This window comes from Pseudomonas sp. Leaf127, assembly GCF_001423155.1.
GTDB classification, from domain to species: domain Bacteria; phylum Pseudomonadota; class Gammaproteobacteria; order Pseudomonadales; family Pseudomonadaceae; genus Aquipseudomonas; species Aquipseudomonas ovata.
Map to the genome: position 1 here is coordinate 121914 of NZ_LMOA01000001.1, position 14635 is coordinate 136548.

Genomic DNA, 14635 nt, shown 5'->3' on the forward strand with positions numbered 1-14635 from the left:
GCTGCGGTGGTATAGTTCGCGGCTTGTCCGGCCCGACCTTGTCCTCTTTGCCTCCTGCACAGTGGCCACGCGCAGGGACGAGGCCGTATTGCCAGGAGTTTAAATGAGTGCCGATGACGCTTATGCGGTCGAGTTGAAGGGCGTTACCTTCAAGCGCGGTGCCCGCAATATTTTCAGTGATGTCGATATCCGTATTCCCCGGGGCAAGGTCACGGGGATCATGGGGCCTTCAGGGTGTGGCAAGACCACGCTGCTGCGCCTCATGGGTGCCCAGTTGCGTCCCGATGCCGGTCAGGTATGGGTCAATGGCCAGAACCTGCCCGAGCTGTCGCGTGGCGATCTGTTTGATGCCCGCAAGCAGATGGGCGTGCTGTTCCAGAGCGGTGCGCTGTTCACTGACCTGGATGTGTTCGAGAACGTCGCCTTTCCCCTGCGTGTTCATACCGAGCTGCCCGAGGACATGATCCGCGACATCGTCCTGCTGAAGTTGCAGGCCGTTGGCCTGCGCGGTGCAGTCGAGCTGATGCCCGATGAACTGTCCGGCGGGATGAAGCGACGTGTGGCGCTGGCACGGGCCATTGCGCTGGATCCACAGATCCTCATGTACGACGAGCCGTTCGTCGGTCAGGACCCGATCGCCATGGGGGTGCTGGTGCGGCTGATTCGTCTGCTCAACGACGCGCTGGGCATCACCAGTATCGTGGTGTCGCATGACCTGACCGAAACGGCCAGCATTGCCGATTACCTCTATGTCGTCGGAGACGGCCAGGTCCTGGGGCAGGGCACGCCTGAAGCGCTGATGAACTCGGATAACCCGCGCATTCGTCAGTTCATGACCGGCGAGCCGGATGGCCCGGTGCCTTTTCATTATCCCGCGCCGGATTTTCGCGAAGACCTGTTGGGGAAGCGCTGATGCGCAACAAATCAATCATGGAGCGCGTGCGCCTGCTCGGGCGCTCGGCCATCGATATCGTCACGGTGATGGGACGCTCCGGCATTTTCCTGGTCAATGCCCTGCTGGGGCGTGGCAACGTCAGCGGCGGTTTCCAGTTGCTGGTTCGCCAGCTGTATTCGGTCGGCGTGCTGTCGCTGGTGATCATTGTCGTGTCCGGCATGTTCATCGGCATGGTGCTGGCCCTGCAGGGGTTCAGCATTCTGACCAAGTATGGTTCCGAACAGGCGGTGGGGCAGATGGTGGCCCTGACCCTGCTGCGCGAGCTGGCTCCGGTGGTGGCAGCGTTGTTGTTCGCCGGTCGTGCAGGGTCTGCCCTGACCGCCGAGATCGGCAACATGAAGGCCACCGAGCAGTTGTCGAGCCTGGAAATGATCGGTGTCGACCCGCTCAAGTACATCGTGGCGCCCCGCTTGTGGGCCGGCTTTATTTCATTGCCCATACTGACAGTGATCTTCAGTGTGGTCGGTATCTGGGGTGGCTCATGGGTGGCCATCGACTGGCTGGGAGTCTATGAGGGTTCCTTCTGGTCCAACATGCAGAACAGTGTTTCGTTTGTCGACGATGTGCTCAATGGCGTTCTCAAAAGCGTCGTATTTGCCTTGGTAGTGACCTGGATCGCGGTATTCCAGGGTTACGATTGCGACCCCACCTCCGAAGGGATCGGTCGGGCTACGACAAGGACTGTGGTGTACGCCTCGCTGGCTGTGCTTGGCCTGGACTTTATTCTGACCGCCTTGATGTTTGGAGATTTCTGATGCAAAACCGCGCCATCGAAACCGGTGTCGGCCTGTTCCTGCTGGCCGGCATCCTGGCCCTGCTCCTGCTGGCGTTGCGCGTCAGCGGCCTGAGCGCCAGTGCGACCAGTGACACCTATAAACTTTATGCCTACTTCGACAATATTGCCGGTTTGACTGTCAGAGCCAAGGTCAGCATGGCCGGCGTGACCATCGGTCGGGTAACGGCGATCGATCTGGATCGCGACACCTTTACCGGCCGGGTGACCCTGGAAGTCCAGAAGAAGGTGGATAACCTGCCGCTGGATTCCACGGCGTCGATCCTGACGGCGGGCCTGCTGGGCGAGAAGTACATTGGTATCAGCGTAGGCGGCGATGAAGGCCTGCTCAAGGATGGCGGTACGATCCATGACACCCAGTCGTCGCTGGTGCTTGAGGACCTGATCGGAAAATTCCTGCTCAATACAGTGAGTAAAGAAGCCAAATGAGGAGCTTGTCCATGATTTCTACCCTGCGTCGCGGTCTGCTGGTTCTGCTGGCCATGATGCCGCTGCTGGCCAGTGCAGCGGCTGCCCCGTCTGCCCATGATCTTGTGGAGCGCACCACCCGCGAGCTGCTCAGCGATCTGTCGGCCAACAAGGAGCAATACAAGGCCAGCCCCGGTGCGTTCTACGATGCGCTGAACCGTATCGTGGGTCCCGTGGTGGACGCCGATGGCATTTCGCGCAGCATCATGACCGTCAAGTACTCGCGTAACGCCACGCCTGCGCAGATGCAGCGCTTCCAGGAAAACTTCAAGCGCAGCCTGATGCAGTTCTATGGCAATGCGCTGCTGGAATACAACAACCAGGGCATCACCGTGGCACCGGCCAAGGACGAAAGCGGCGACCGCACCAGTGTCGAGATGCAGGTCAAGGGCACTAACGGGGCCGTCTATCCGGTCTCTTACACCCTGGAGAAAATCAAGGGTGAGTGGAAAGTGCGCAACGTCATCATCAATGGCATCAACATCGGCAAGCTGTTCCGTGACCAGTTCGCCGACGCCATGCAGCGCAATGGCAATAACCTGGACAAGACCATCGACGGCTGGGCCGGCGAGGTGGCCAAGGCCAAGCAGGAAACCGACAAAGCGACAGGCCAGGGCGCGCAATGACCGAGACGGCCGTACGTCTGGCCGGTGCCGGTGAGTTGCGCCTGGACGGCGTGCTCGATTACCGGTCCGGCCCGCAGCTGCGCAAGCAGGGCGCTGCCCTGATTCGCTCCAGCTCGCTGGACAGCCTGGTCATCGACTGCTCCGGCGTCGAGAAATCCAGCAGCGTCGGGCTGGCGCTGCTGCTGGCGTTCATGCGCGACGCGCATGAGGCCGGCAAGTCGGTCAGTGTCCATTCGCTGCCTGACGATATGCGCAAGATTGCCGAAGTCTCAGGAGTGAGCGAGCTTTTCGGCACTCAATCGTCAACCGCCTGATCGCAAGCCCCCGGTCGCCACTCTTTGATGAGGGTTCGCATCGCAGGGGCTTTTTTGTATCATGGCCGACCCGCGCGCACCGAGCGCCGAACGAGGTTAAGCATGCAGGCTGTCGAAGTGAAAAGCTTCCTTGAAGGAAAGCTGCCCGATATCAATGTGGAAGTCGAAGGCGAAGGCTGCAACTTCCAGCTGAATATCATCAGTGACGAGCTGGCCGCCCTGAGCCCCGTCAAGCGTCAGCAACAGATCTACACACATTTGAACCCCTGGATCGCCGATGGCAGCATCCATGCGGTCACCATGAAATTCTTCAGCCGCGCGGCCTGGGCCGAGCGCGCCTGACCTTACGGGTGTCGAAACTGCAATGGACAAACTGATTATTACCGGCGGCGTCCGGCTGGACGGCGAAATTCGCATTTCCGGCGCCAAGAACTCGGCCTTGCCGATTCTGGCGGCGACCTTGCTGGCCGATGGGCCGGTCACGGTCCAGAACCTGCCACACCTGCATGACATCACCACCATGATCGAACTGTTCGGTCGCATGGGTATTGAGCCGGTGATCGACGAGAAACTCAGCGTCGAGATCGACCCGCGCACCATCAAGACCCTGATCGCGCCGTACGAACTGGTGAAAACCATGCGTGCCTCGATCCTGGTGCTGGGCCCGATGGTCGCCCGTTTCGGTGAGGCCGAAGTGGCTCTGCCGGGTGGTTGCGCCATTGGCTCGCGACCGGTCGACCTGCACATCCGTGGCCTGGAAGCCATGGGCGCGATCATCGATGTCGACGGTGGCTACATCAAGGCCAAGGCGCCTGAAGGCGGCCTGCGTGGCGCCCACTTCTTCTTCGATACCGTCAGTGTGACCGGCACCGAGAACATCATGATGGCCGCCAGCCTGGCCCGTGGTCGTTCGGTCCTGCAGAACGCGGCACGCGAGCCTGAAGTGGTCGACCTGGCCAACTTCCTGATCGCCATGGGCGCGAATATCCAGGGTGCGGGCACCGACACCATCACCATCGATGGCGTCGAGCGTCTGCATTCGGCCACCTACCGGGTCATGCCCGACCGTATCGAGACCGGCACCTACCTGGTGGCGGCAGCGGCCACCGGTGGTCGCGTCAAGGTCAAGGACACTGATCCGACCATCCTCGAGGCGGTACTGCTCAAGCTGCAGGAAGCGGGCGCCGAGGTCACCACCGGCGAAGACTGGATCGAGCTGAACATGCACGGTCGTCGTCCCAAGGCCGTCAACATCCGCACCGCACCGTATCCGGCATTCCCCACCGACATGCAGGCGCAGTTCATCTCACTCAACGCCATTGCCGAAGGCACCGGTGCCGTGATCGAGACGATCTTCGAAAACCGCTTCATGCATGTGTATGAAATGCACCGCATGGGCGCGCAGATCCAGGTCGAAGGCAATACTGCGATCGTGACCGGAACCGACGTGCTCAAGGGCGCACCGGTCATGGCCACTGACCTGCGGGCTTCTGCCAGCCTGGTGATTTCGGCGCTGGTCGCCGAAGGCGACACGCTGATCGACCGCATCTATCACATAGACCGCGGCTATGAGTGCATCGAAGAAAAACTGCAAATGCTGGGCGCGAAGATTCGTCGCGTTCCGGGCTAGTCGACAACGGCCTCTCTCGAGGCCGTTGCTTTGCGCGCCGGTGTGATTTCTAATGCGTGACCCGGTTTGTTGCGTTTTGCGCGCCTGCAGGCCGGGCAAGCCCTGGGGACACCCGGGCATGAGTTTCCTGATAAGGACTTACGTTTTCCATGTTGACCATCGCATTGTCCAAGGGCCGCATCCTCGATGACACCCTGCCGCTGCTTGCTGCAGCCGGCATCGTGCCCACCGAGAATCCGGACAAGAGCCGCAAGCTCATCATTCCCACGACCCAGGACGATGTCCGCCTGTTGATCGTGCGCGCCACCGACGTGCCGACCTATGTCGAGCACGGCGCGGCCGACCTGGGGGTCGCCGGCAAGGACGTGCTGATGGAATACGGCGGCCAGGGGCTGTACGAGCCGCTGGACCTGAACATTGCCCGTTGCAAGCTGATGACTGCCGGTGCCATCGGTGCCGTCGAGCCCAAGGGGCGCCTGCGGGTGGCCACCAAGTTCGTCAATGTCGCCAAGCGCTATTACGCCGAGCAGGGCCGTCAGGTCGACATCATCAAGCTGTACGGCTCGATGGAGCTGGCACCGCTGATCGGTCTGGCCGACAAGATCATCGATGTGGTCGACACCGGCAACACCTTGCGCGCCAATGGCCTTGAACCCCAGGACATGATCGCGCACATCAGTTCGCGCCTGGTGGTCAACAAGGCCTCCATGAAGATGCAGCACGCACGCATCCAGGCCCTGATCGACACCCTGCGCCAGGCGGTCGAATCCCGACACCACGGCTGACCTTCCTGCGCGGCATTCGCCGCGTCCAGCTATCCGTGTCATAGCCAAATTTCTCAGGTGTCAGCGCGGATAGCTTGGTAGCTTATGGCACCTGAGCATCCGCCAATCACTGAGGCCCTCGCTATGACCACGTCCACTGCAATACGCCGACTCGATGCTGCCGACCCGGATTTCGCTCGACATCTGGATCATCTGCTGAGCTGGGAAAGCGTGTCCGACGACTCGGTCAACCAGCGGGTACTGGACATCATCAAGGCTGTCCGCGAGCGGGGCGATGCTGCGCTGGTGGAATTCACCCAGCGTTTCGACGGACTTGAAGTGGCCTCGATGGCCGACCTGATCCTGCCGCGCGAGCGCCTTGAACTGGCCCTGACCCGCATCAGCGATGCCCAGCGCCAGGCCCTGGAAGTGGCCGCCGAGCGGGTGCGCAGCTACCACGAACGGCAGAAACAGGACTCCTGGAGCTACACCGAGGCCGATGGCACGGTGCTGGGCCAGAAAGTCACGCCGCTGGACCGTGCCGGCCTGTACGTGCCGGGCGGCAAGGCGTCGTATCCCTCTTCGGTGCTGATGAATGCCATCCCTGCCAAAGTGGCCGGCGTGACTGAAGTGGTCATGGTGGTGCCGACCCCGCGCGGTGAAATAAACGAACTGGTGCTGGCCGCCGCCTGCATCGCCGGCGTCGACCGGGTCTTCACCATCGGTGGCGCCCAGGCCGTCGCAGCCCTGGCCTATGGCACGCAAAGCGTGCCCAAGGTCGACAAGGTCGTCGGCCCCGGCAATATCTATGTGGCCACGGCCAAGCGCCATGTCTTTGGCCAGGTCGGCATCGACATGATCGCCGGGCCCTCGGAAATCCTTGTGGTCTGCGATGGCCAGACCGATCCGGACTGGATCGCCATGGACCTGTTTTCCCAGGCCGAACATGACGAAGACGCCCAGGCCATCCTGGTCAGCCCTGATGGCGAGTTTCTCGACCGCGTGGCGGCCAGCATCGCCAGGCTGCTGCCGGGCATGGACCGCGCCACCATCATCGAGACCTCGATCAACGGCCGTGGCGCGCTGATCAAGGTGGCCGACATGCAGCAGGCCATCGACGTGGCCAACCGTATCGCGCCCGAGCACTTGGAATTGTCAGTGGAAGACCCGCAGGCCTGGCTGCCGCAGATCCGCCATGCCGGCGCGATCTTCATGGGCCGTCACACCAGCGAGGCGCTGGGCGACTATTGCGCCGGTCCCAACCACGTATTGCCGACGTCCGGCACTGCGCGCTTTTCTTCGCCGCTGGGCGTGTATGACTTCCAGAAGCGCTCTTCGATCATCTTCTGCTCGCCGCAAGGCGCGTCCGAGCTGGGCAAGACCGCCTCGGTACTGGCGCGTGGCGAATCGCTGAGTGGCCATGCCCGCAGCGCCGAATACCGCATCACCGACACCGACTGGCAACCCGTGCGCACCGAGCAAGGCAAATAACATGAGCAGATTCTGGAGTCCCTTCGTCAAGAGCCTGGTGCCCTATGTGCCGGGCGAGCAGCCCAAGCTGACCAGGCTGGTCAAGCTCAACACCAATGAAAACCCCTATGGCCCCTCGCCCAGGGCGCTGCAAGCCATGCGCGCCGAACTGGGCGACGACCTGCGTCTGTACCCGGACCCCAACAGCGACCTGCTCAAGCAGGCGGTAGCCCGTTATTACCAGGTACCGCCCAGCCATGTGTTCCTGGGCAACGGCTCGGACGAGGTGCTGGCGCACATTTTCCACGGCCTGTTCCAGCACGACCTGCCGCTGCTGTTCCCGGACATCAGCTACAGCTTCTATCCGGTGTATTGCGGCCTGTATGGCGTGGCGCATGAAACCGTCGCGCTGGATGAGCAGTTCCAGATCCGTCCGCAGGACTACGCCCGGCCCAACGGCGGGATCATCTTCCCCAACCCGAATGCGCCCACCGGCTGCCTGCTGGCGCTGGAGGCGGTCGAGCAGATTCTCAAGGCCAGCCCGGATTCGGTGGTCGTGGTGGATGAAGCGTACATCGATTTTGGCGGTGAAACGGCCATTGCCCTGGTGCAGCGTTATCCGAACCTGCTGGTCACCCAGACCCTGTCCAAGTCGCGCTCGCTGGCCGGTTTGCGGGTGGGGCTTGCGGTCGGGCATCCCGACCTGATCGAGGCGCTGGAGCGGGTCAAGAACAGCTTCAACTCCTACCCGCTGGACCGTCTGGCCATTGTCGGGGCGACGGCGGCGTTCGAAGACCAGGCGCACTTCGACACCACGCGCAATGCGGTGATTGCCAGCCGCGAAATACTGGTCGAGCAGTTGCAGGCCAAGGGCTTTGAGGTGCTGCCGTCGGCCGCCAACTTCATCTTTGTTCGCCATCCGCAACACGATGCGGCCGGCCTGGCCGCCACCCTGCGCGAGCAGGGCGTGATCGTGCGTCACTTCAAGCAGGCGCGCATTGCCCAGTTTCTGCGCATCAGCATCGGCACGCCCGAGCAGAACCAGGCGCTGCTGGACGGCTTGAGCGGCCTCTGAGGCACTGGCCCGTCGATTATTCGGCGGGCTGCGCTGGCGCTGCTGCAGGCGCCGGAGGCGGGCGGATGCCCACTTCGGCGCTCAGGCGGATTTCCTTGTTGTTGCGCATCACGTTGAGGGTGATCTTGTCCTTGGGGCGGGTGCGCGCCACCTGGTTCATCGAGCGCCGCCCGTCGCTGGCCGGCTCGTTATTGATCGCCAGAATCACATCGCCCAATTGCAGGCCGGCTTTCTGTGCCGGACCGTCACGAAAAATCCCCGACACCACGATGCCCGGCCGGTCCTTGAGCCCGAACGATTCGGCCAGCTCTGCCGTCAACGGCTGCACCTCGATCCCCAGCCAGCCACGGATGACCTGGCCGTGCTCGATGATCGACTTCATGACCTCCATGGCCAGCTTGGTCGGGATGGCAAAGCCAATGCCTTGCGAGCCGCCGGACTTGGAAAAGATCGCGGTGTTGATGCCGGTCAGGTTGCCGCTGGCATCGACCAGGGCGCCGCCGGAGTTGCCGGGGTTGATGGCCGCGTCGGTCTGGATGAAGTCCTCGTAGGTGTTCAGGCCCAACTGGTTGCGCCCGGTGGCACTGATGATGCCCATGGTCACGGTCTGGCCGACGCCGAACGGGTTGCCGATGGCCAGGGCGACATCGCCGATGCGGATGCCATCGGAGCGGGCGATGGTCATCGCCGGCAGGTTCTTCAGGTCGATCTTGAGCACTGCCAGGTCGGTTTCCGGGTCGCTGCCGATGACCCGGCCGATGGTCTCCCGGCCATCCTTGAGGGCCACGATGATCTGGTCAGCGCCGCTGGTCACGTGGTTGTTGGTCAGGATGTAGCCTTCCGGGCTCATCAGCACGCCCGAGCCCAGGCTGGACTCCATGCGCTTCTGCTTGGGCTGGTTGTCGCCGAAGAAGCGCCGGAACTGCGGGTCTTCGAACAGCGGGTTGGTCTTGGACATCTTGGTGGTATAGAGATTGACCACCGCAGGGGCCGCCGCACTGACCGCATCGGCGTAAGAGGAGGGGCCTTGCACGACCTGGGTCGTCTGGGGGGCCTGTTGCAGATTGACATCCATGCTCGGCAAACCGACCCATTGAGGGTAACGCTGGATGATCAGCAGGGCGATCAGTACGCCTGCCAGCAATGGCCAGCCATAAAAGCGCAGTGCCTTGAGCATTGAGTGAGGTCCTGAGGGTGCGGGCGCAGAAATTTTTAGCGGGGGTACGCCATAATGGCGGGCATTATACGAGCACCGCGTGCGCTGTCTCGCACTTCGTGTGCAATAAATGATGTCGCCTTGCCGGCTTGGGTGTCTCTGGTCGACGCCAAGCCACTCACAGAGGAATCCTTGCATGGCCGTAGCCCTCAGTACCCTGGTCGAAGAAGCCGACCGTTACCTCAACAGCGCCCGCATTCAGGATTACTGCCCCAACGGCCTGCAGGTCGAAGGGCGCCCCCAGGTCATGCGCATCGTCAGTGGCGTGACCGCCAGCCAGGCCCTGCTGGACGCTGCCGTCGAGGCCCAGGCGGACCTGATCCTGGTCCACCATGGTTATTTCTGGAAAGGCGAAAACCCGTGTGTGGTCGGCATGAAGCAGCGCCGGCTGAAAACCCTGCTCAAGCACGACATCAGCCTGCTGGCCTACCACCTGCCGCTGGATGTCCACCCGGAGGTCGGCAATAACGTCCAGCTGGCGCGGCAACTGGAAATCACCGTCGAAGGCCCGCTGGACCCGGAAAACCCACGCGTGGTCGGGCTGGTCGGCTCACTGGCCGAACCACTCAGTGCGCGTGATTTTGCCCGGCGGGTCGAGGACGTGCTGGGGCGCGAGCCCTTGCTGATCGAGGGCCAGTCGATGATCCGTCGGGTTGGCTGGTGCACCGGGGGCGGGCAGGGCTACATCGATCAGGCGATCCTGGAAGGCGTCGACCTGTTCCTGAGCGGCGAGGCGTCCGAGCAGACCTTTCACAGCGCCCGCGAGAACGGCATCAGCTTCATTGCCGCCGGTCATCATGCGACCGAGCGCTATGGGGTGCAGGCGCTGGGTGATTATCTGGCCCGACGCTTTGCGGTGGAGCACACCTTTATCGATTGCCCCAATCCGATCTGAAGCCTGTGTCCAAGGGGGTGCACAGGTCGGCGACCCTGGGGGTGCAAAACGAGAAGCTATATCGTTAGATCGTTTCGATCTATCCGCGCCGCTGAAGACCCGCTGCCCGGCATGATAAAGTGCGCGGCTCGAATACGGCCCGCAGGCCGCCGCGGGACTTGGGCCCGCCCCGAATCCCGGTCCACAACGAATGCAATCCGTGAGTAGCCATGGTTGACAAACTGACGCATCTGAAACAGCTGGAGGCGGAAAGCATCCACATCATCCGCGAGGTCGCCGCCGAGTTCGATAACCCGGTGATGCTGTACTCGATCGGCAAGGATTCGGCCGTGATGCTGCATCTGGCACGCAAGGCCTTTTTCCCGGGCAAGCTGCCGTTTCCGGTGATGCACGTCGATACCCGGTGGAAATTCCAGGAGATGTACAGCTTCCGCGACAAGATGGTCGAGGAAATGGGCCTGGAGCTGATCACCCACGTCAACCCCGAGGGTGTGGCGCAGGGCATCAACCCCTTCACCCACGGCAGTGCCAAGCACACCGACATCATGAAGACCCAGGGCCTCAAGCAGGCGCTGGACAAGTACGGCTTCGATGCTGCCTTCGGCGGTGCCCGCCGCGACGAAGAAAAGTCCCGGGCCAAGGAGCGGGTCTACTCGTTCCGCGACAGCAAGCACCGCTGGGACCCGAAGAACCAGCGTCCGGAGTTGTGGAACGTCTACAACGGCAAGGTCAACAAGGGCGAGTCGATCCGCGTCTTCCCGCTGTCGAACTGGACCGAGCTGGACATCTGGCAATACATCTACCTCGAAGGCATCCCGATCGTGCCGCTGTACTTCGCCGCCGAGCGTGAAGTGATCGAGAAGAACGGCACGCTGATCATGATCGACGACGAGCGCATCCTCGAGCACCTGTCCGAGGAAGAAAAAGCCCGCATCGTCAAGAAGAAGGTGCGTTTCCGTACCCTGGGCTGCTACCCGTTGACGGGCGCGGTCGAGTCGCAGGCCGAGACCCTGACCGACATCATCCAGGAAATGCTCCTGACCCGGACGTCCGAGCGCCAGGGCCGCGTCATCGACCACGATGGCGCAGGCTCCATGGAAGACAAGAAACGTCAAGGCTACTTCTAATTTCAGGGTTACCTCATGTCGCACCAATCCGATCTGATCAGCGAGGACATCCTCGCCTACCTGTCCCAGCACGAGCGCAAGGAACTGCTGCGCTTCCTGACCTGTGGCAACGTCGATGACGGCAAGAGCACCCTGATCGGGCGCCTGCTGCATGACTCCAAGATGATCTACGAGGACCACCTCGAAGCCATCACCCGCGATTCGAAAAAGAGCGGCACCACCGGCGAAGACATCGATCTGGCGCTGCTGGTCGACGGCTTGCAGGCCGAGCGCGAGCAGGGCATCACCATCGACGTGGCGTACCGCTACTTCTCGACGGCCAAGCGCAAGTTCATCATTGCCGACACCCCGGGCCACGAGCAGTACACCCGCAACATGGCCACCGGCGCCTCGACGTGCGACCTGGCGATCATCCTGGTCGATGCCCGCTACGGCGTGCAGACCCAGACCCGCCGGCACAGCTACATCGCCTCGTTGCTGGGCATCAAGCACATCGTCGTGGCCATCAACAAGATGGACCTCAAGGGCTTTGACGAGCAGGTCTTCGAGTCGATCAAGGCCGATTACCTGGCGTTTGCCGATGCCATCGAGCTGAACCCGAGCAGCCTGCACTTCGTGCCGATGTCGGCGCTCAAGGGCGACAACGTGGTCAACCGCAGCGAGCGTTCGCCGTGGTACACCGGCCCTGCGTTGATGGAAATCCTCGAAACCGTCGAAGTGGCTGCCGATCGCAACTTCACCGACCTGCGTTTCCCGGTGCAGTACGTCAACCGCCCGAACCTGAACTTCCGTGGTTTTGCCGGCACCCTGGCCAGCGGTATCGTGCACAAGGGCGACGAGGTCGTGGTCCTGCCGTCGGGCAAGAGCAGCCGCGTCAAGTCCATCGTCACTTACGAAGGCGAGCTGGAGCAGGCCGGCCCCGGCCAGGCCGTGACCCTGACCATGGAAGACGAGATCGACATCTCCCGTGGCGACCTGCTGGTGCATGCCGACAACGTGCCGACGGTCTCCGACCAGTTCGATGCGATGCTGGTGTGGATGGCCGAAGAGCCGATGCTGCCGGGCAAGAAGTACGACATCAAGCGCGCCACCAGCTATGTGCCGGGCTCGATTGCCAGCATCACCCACAAGGTCGATGTGAACACCCTGGAGCACGGCACCGCCAGTGCCCTGCAACTCAACGAGATCGGCCGGGTCAAGGTCAGCCTCGATGCCGCCATCGCGCTGGACGGCTATGACAGCAACCGCACCACCGGTGCCTTCATCGTCATTGACCGCCTGACCAACGGCACCGTCGGTGCCGGCATGATCATTGCGCCACCGGTGCTGCCGCATGGCACTCACGGCCAGCACGGTGAGCTGGCGCATGTGTCGACCGAAGAGCGTGCCCTGCGCCTGGGTCAGCAACCGGCCACGGTATTGTTCAGCGGCCTGTCCGGCGCCGGCAAGAGCACCCTGGCCTATGCCGTGGAGCGCAAGCTGTTCGACATGGGCCGCTCGGTCTATGTGCTCGATGGCCAGAACCTGCGTCACGACCTGAACAAGGGCTTGCCACAGGACCGCGCCGGCCGTACCGAGAACTGGCGTCGTGCCGCGCACGTGGCGCGTCAGTTCAACGAAGCCGGCCTGTTGACCCTGGCCGCGTTCGTGGCCCCTGATGGGGAAGGTCGTGAGCAGGCCAAGGCCCTGATCGGCAAGGAGCGCCTGATCACCGTGTATGTCCAGGCTTCTCCGCAGGTCTGCCGCGAACGTGACCCGCAGGGCCTGTATGCCGCCGCTGGCGACAACATCCCGGGCGAGTCCTTTGCCTATGACGTGCCGCTCAATGCCGACCTGGTGCTCGACACCCAGAGCCTGAGCGTCGAGGAGTGCGTCAAACAGGTACTGGACCTGCTGCGCAGCCGCGGCGCGATCTGACGCCGCGATCTGCTTTAGCCAGGAGGAATGTGGCGCCCGCTTCCCGGCTAAAGCCGCTCCTGCGGACCAGGCGGAGCGCCATCCGCCCAGTCCGACACAAAAAAGCCCCCGTGCCGCAAGGCCGGGGGCTTTTTCGTATGACCGGTCAACCGATCATTTTTTCAAGCCGTATTGCGCGTCCAGCATGCCGGGGGCATTGGGCGTCTTGGGCGCGTAGTCCTTGGGCGCCTCGGTGTAGCGTGGCGGGGTCAGGCGATCACGCGGCGTCGGGTGGGCCTCCGGGTGCAGCGAGGCCAGCAGGCGCTGACGCGTCAGTTCATCGAGGGCAAGACGGTTGGCGCTCTCGGCGAGATGCTCCTGGACTTCCTGATACTGGTGGTTGAGCTTCTGGATCAGGGTAGCGGTGCTGTTGAAGTGGGTGACCACCTCATTCTGATAGGTATCGAAACGTTCCTGCACGTCATCCAGCTGACGCTGGGTGCTGTTGGGAACGGTATTGGGCAGCAGACGCGCGACCAAAAAACCAATGACGACACCGGCCACCAGGGCAAGAGTCGGCAACAACCAAACTAAGAGCGAGTGTTCCACGAGTCCTTCCTCTATAAACGGCTTTGCTTTACGTTAACGGCTCGAACCTGCGCTGTATAGCCGCGACGCGTCGCCGATATGCCAGCCACAGACATTCAGCTAGACGAGTCGACCCATTTCGGGGTCACGGAGTTCTGTTTACCCATGCGCGAAACCCCAGTCTTCATCGACGGCCCGCAAGGTCCGCTCGAAGCACTTTATCAGGACCTGCCCGATGCCAGGGGCGTGGCGCTGATCTGTCATCCTAACCCGATTCAGGGCGGAACGATGCTCAACAAGGTCGTTTCGACCCTGCAGCGCGCCGCACGCGATGCAGGTCTGATCACCTTGCGCTTCAACTACCGAGGTGTCGGCGCCAGTGCCGGCACCTCGGTGGCAGGTGGTGAAGAAATCGACGACGCCCAGGCCGCCGCGCACTGGTTGCGTGCACAGCAACCTGACTTGCCCATGACGCTGTTCGGTTTTTCGTTTGGCGGCTATGTGGCCGGCAGCCTCAGTGGTCGCCTTGAAGAACAGGGCCAGGCCCTTGAGCAGCTCTTTCTGATCGCGCCGGCGGCCGGGCGCTTCAAGGCGCACGCCGACGTGGCCCGACAGACGCCGCTGACCATTATCCAGCCCGATGCCGACGAGGTCATCGAGCCTGAGGTGGTGTATGCATGGTCGGGAGCACTGCAACGCCCCCATGAGCTGCTGAAAGTGGCAGAATGCGGACACTTCTTTCACGGCAAGCTGACCGATCTGAAGGATCTGGTCATGCCCCGCCTTGCGAACCGATCACAGCCCACAGCTTAAGCGAC

Annotated in this window: 16 protein-coding genes; 14 read left to right on the forward strand and 2 right to left on the reverse strand. The window is 62.4% G+C overall.

Annotated features, from left to right (window positions below):
- The first annotated feature begins 103 nt into the window (after positions 1–103).
- The 10 genes from ASF84_RS00530 to hisC all read left to right on the forward strand — a co-directional run bounded on the left by ASF84_RS00530 (position 104) and on the right by hisC (position 8095).
- Positions 104–913 carry an ATP-binding cassette domain-containing protein gene (locus tag ASF84_RS00530; RefSeq protein WP_056834156.1) on the forward strand — a complete coding sequence of 270 codons (810 nt, stop codon included), beginning with the start codon at positions 104–106 and terminating at the stop codon, positions 911–913.
- Positions 913–1710, forward strand: coding sequence for a lipid asymmetry maintenance ABC transporter permease subunit MlaE (mlaE, locus tag ASF84_RS00535; protein WP_056834157.1), 798 nt, complete (start codon positions 913–915; stop codon positions 1708–1710). Before ASF84_RS00530 ends, mlaE begins: the two co-directional genes overlap by 1 nt.
- Entirely contained in the window at positions 1710–2177 is a 468-nt protein-coding gene (mlaD, locus tag ASF84_RS00540) for an outer membrane lipid asymmetry maintenance protein MlaD (RefSeq protein WP_056834159.1), read from the forward strand. Before mlaE ends, mlaD begins: the two co-directional genes overlap by 1 nt.
- A gap of 11 nt (positions 2178–2188) precedes the next feature.
- Positions 2189–2842, forward strand: a complete 654-nt coding sequence (locus tag ASF84_RS00545) for an MlaC/ttg2D family ABC transporter substrate-binding protein (RefSeq protein ID WP_056834161.1) — start codon at positions 2189–2191, stop codon at positions 2840–2842.
- Complete coding sequence (locus ASF84_RS00550) at positions 2839–3156, forward strand: STAS domain-containing protein (protein ID WP_056834163.1); 318 nt, start codon at positions 2839–2841, stop codon at positions 3154–3156. Before ASF84_RS00545 ends, ASF84_RS00550 begins: the two co-directional genes overlap by 4 nt.
- 102 nt (positions 3157–3258) lie before the next feature.
- On the forward strand, positions 3259–3498 hold the full coding sequence (locus tag ASF84_RS00555; protein ID WP_056834165.1) for a BolA family protein: 240 nt from the start codon (positions 3259–3261) through the stop codon (positions 3496–3498).
- Between the two features lie 22 nt (positions 3499–3520).
- Positions 3521–4786 carry a UDP-N-acetylglucosamine 1-carboxyvinyltransferase gene (gene murA / locus ASF84_RS00560; RefSeq protein WP_056834167.1) on the forward strand — a complete coding sequence of 422 codons (1266 nt, stop codon included), beginning with the start codon at positions 3521–3523 and terminating at the stop codon, positions 4784–4786.
- Between the two features lie 149 nt (positions 4787–4935).
- The gene (gene hisG / locus ASF84_RS00565; protein WP_056834169.1) at positions 4936–5571 is read left to right on the forward strand and encodes an ATP phosphoribosyltransferase; all 636 of its coding nucleotides are present in this window, start codon (positions 4936–4938) and stop codon (positions 5569–5571) included.
- Positions 5572–5694: 123 nt separating this feature from the next.
- Entirely contained in the window at positions 5695–7041 is a 1347-nt protein-coding gene (hisD, locus tag ASF84_RS00570) for a histidinol dehydrogenase (RefSeq protein ID WP_056834172.1), read from the forward strand.
- A 1-nt stretch (position 7042) separates the two neighbouring features.
- A complete protein-coding gene (gene hisC, locus ASF84_RS00575; protein WP_056834173.1) occupies positions 7043–8095 on the forward strand; it encodes a histidinol-phosphate transaminase in 1053 nt (350 codons plus the stop codon).
- Between the two features lie 16 nt (positions 8096–8111).
- Here hisC and algW read toward each other — a convergent pair whose 3' ends face one another.
- Positions 8112–9272, reverse strand: coding sequence for a Do family serine endopeptidase AlgW (gene algW / locus ASF84_RS00580; protein WP_056834175.1), 1161 nt, complete (start codon positions 9270–9272; stop codon positions 8112–8114).
- Between the two features lie 175 nt (positions 9273–9447).
- On the opposite strand from algW, the gene ASF84_RS00585 reads away from it, so the two are divergent.
- The 3 genes from ASF84_RS00585 (at position 9448) to cysN (ending at position 13250) form a co-directional block, all read left to right on the forward strand.
- On the forward strand, positions 9448–10206 hold the full coding sequence (locus ASF84_RS00585; protein ID WP_056834177.1) for a Nif3-like dinuclear metal center hexameric protein: 759 nt from the start codon (positions 9448–9450) through the stop codon (positions 10204–10206).
- 209 nt (positions 10207–10415) lie between these two features.
- Positions 10416–11333, forward strand: a complete 918-nt coding sequence (gene cysD, locus ASF84_RS00590; protein ID WP_056834179.1) for a sulfate adenylyltransferase subunit CysD — start codon at positions 10416–10418, stop codon at positions 11331–11333.
- 15 nt (positions 11334–11348) lie between these two features.
- Entirely contained in the window at positions 11349–13250 is a 1902-nt protein-coding gene (cysN, locus tag ASF84_RS00595; protein WP_056834181.1) for a sulfate adenylyltransferase subunit CysN, read from the forward strand.
- 153 nt (positions 13251–13403) lie between these two features.
- Here the strand turns inward: cysN and ASF84_RS00600 are convergent, their stop codons facing one another.
- Positions 13404–13838 carry a YhcB family protein gene (locus ASF84_RS00600; protein ID WP_056834183.1) on the reverse strand — a complete coding sequence of 145 codons (435 nt, stop codon included), beginning with the start codon at positions 13836–13838 and terminating at the stop codon, positions 13404–13406.
- Positions 13839–13982: 144 nt separating this feature from the next.
- On the opposite strand from ASF84_RS00600, the gene ASF84_RS00605 reads away from it, so the two are divergent.
- Positions 13983–14630, forward strand: a complete 648-nt coding sequence (locus tag ASF84_RS00605; protein WP_056834185.1) for an alpha/beta hydrolase — start codon at positions 13983–13985, stop codon at positions 14628–14630.
- Positions 14631–14635 lie beyond the last annotated feature (5 nt).

Coding starts and splice junctions, on each gene's coding strand:
- ASF84_RS00605 (WP_056834185.1), top strand. CDS start 13,983: ATGCGCGAAACCCCAGTCTTCATCGACGGCCCGCAAGGTCCGCTCGAA.
- cysD (WP_056834179.1), top strand. CDS start 10,416: ATGGTTGACAAACTGACGCATCTGAAACAGCTGGAGGCGGAAAGCATC.
- hisC (WP_056834173.1), top strand. CDS start 7,043: ATGAGCAGATTCTGGAGTCCCTTCGTCAAGAGCCTGGTGCCCTATGTG.
- hisD (WP_056834172.1), top strand. CDS start 5,695: ATGACCACGTCCACTGCAATACGCCGACTCGATGCTGCCGACCCGGAT.
- ASF84_RS00550 (WP_056834163.1), top strand. CDS start 2,839: ATGACCGAGACGGCCGTACGTCTGGCCGGTGCCGGTGAGTTGCGCCTG.
- cysN (WP_056834181.1), top strand. CDS start 11,349: ATGTCGCACCAATCCGATCTGATCAGCGAGGACATCCTCGCCTACCTG.
- ASF84_RS00585 (WP_056834177.1), top strand. CDS start 9,448: ATGGCCGTAGCCCTCAGTACCCTGGTCGAAGAAGCCGACCGTTACCTC.
- ASF84_RS00530 (WP_056834156.1), top strand. CDS start 104: ATGAGTGCCGATGACGCTTATGCGGTCGAGTTGAAGGGCGTTACCTTC.
- murA (WP_056834167.1), top strand. CDS start 3,521: ATGGACAAACTGATTATTACCGGCGGCGTCCGGCTGGACGGCGAAATT.
- algW (WP_056834175.1), bottom strand. CDS start 9,272: ATGCTCAAGGCACTGCGCTTTTATGGCTGGCCATTGCTGGCAGGCGTA.
- hisG (WP_056834169.1), top strand. CDS start 4,936: ATGTTGACCATCGCATTGTCCAAGGGCCGCATCCTCGATGACACCCTG.
- ASF84_RS00545 (WP_056834161.1), top strand. CDS start 2,189: ATGATTTCTACCCTGCGTCGCGGTCTGCTGGTTCTGCTGGCCATGATG.
- mlaE (WP_056834157.1), top strand. CDS start 913: ATGCGCAACAAATCAATCATGGAGCGCGTGCGCCTGCTCGGGCGCTCG.
- mlaD (WP_056834159.1), top strand. CDS start 1,710: ATGCAAAACCGCGCCATCGAAACCGGTGTCGGCCTGTTCCTGCTGGCC.
- ASF84_RS00555 (WP_056834165.1), top strand. CDS start 3,259: ATGCAGGCTGTCGAAGTGAAAAGCTTCCTTGAAGGAAAGCTGCCCGAT.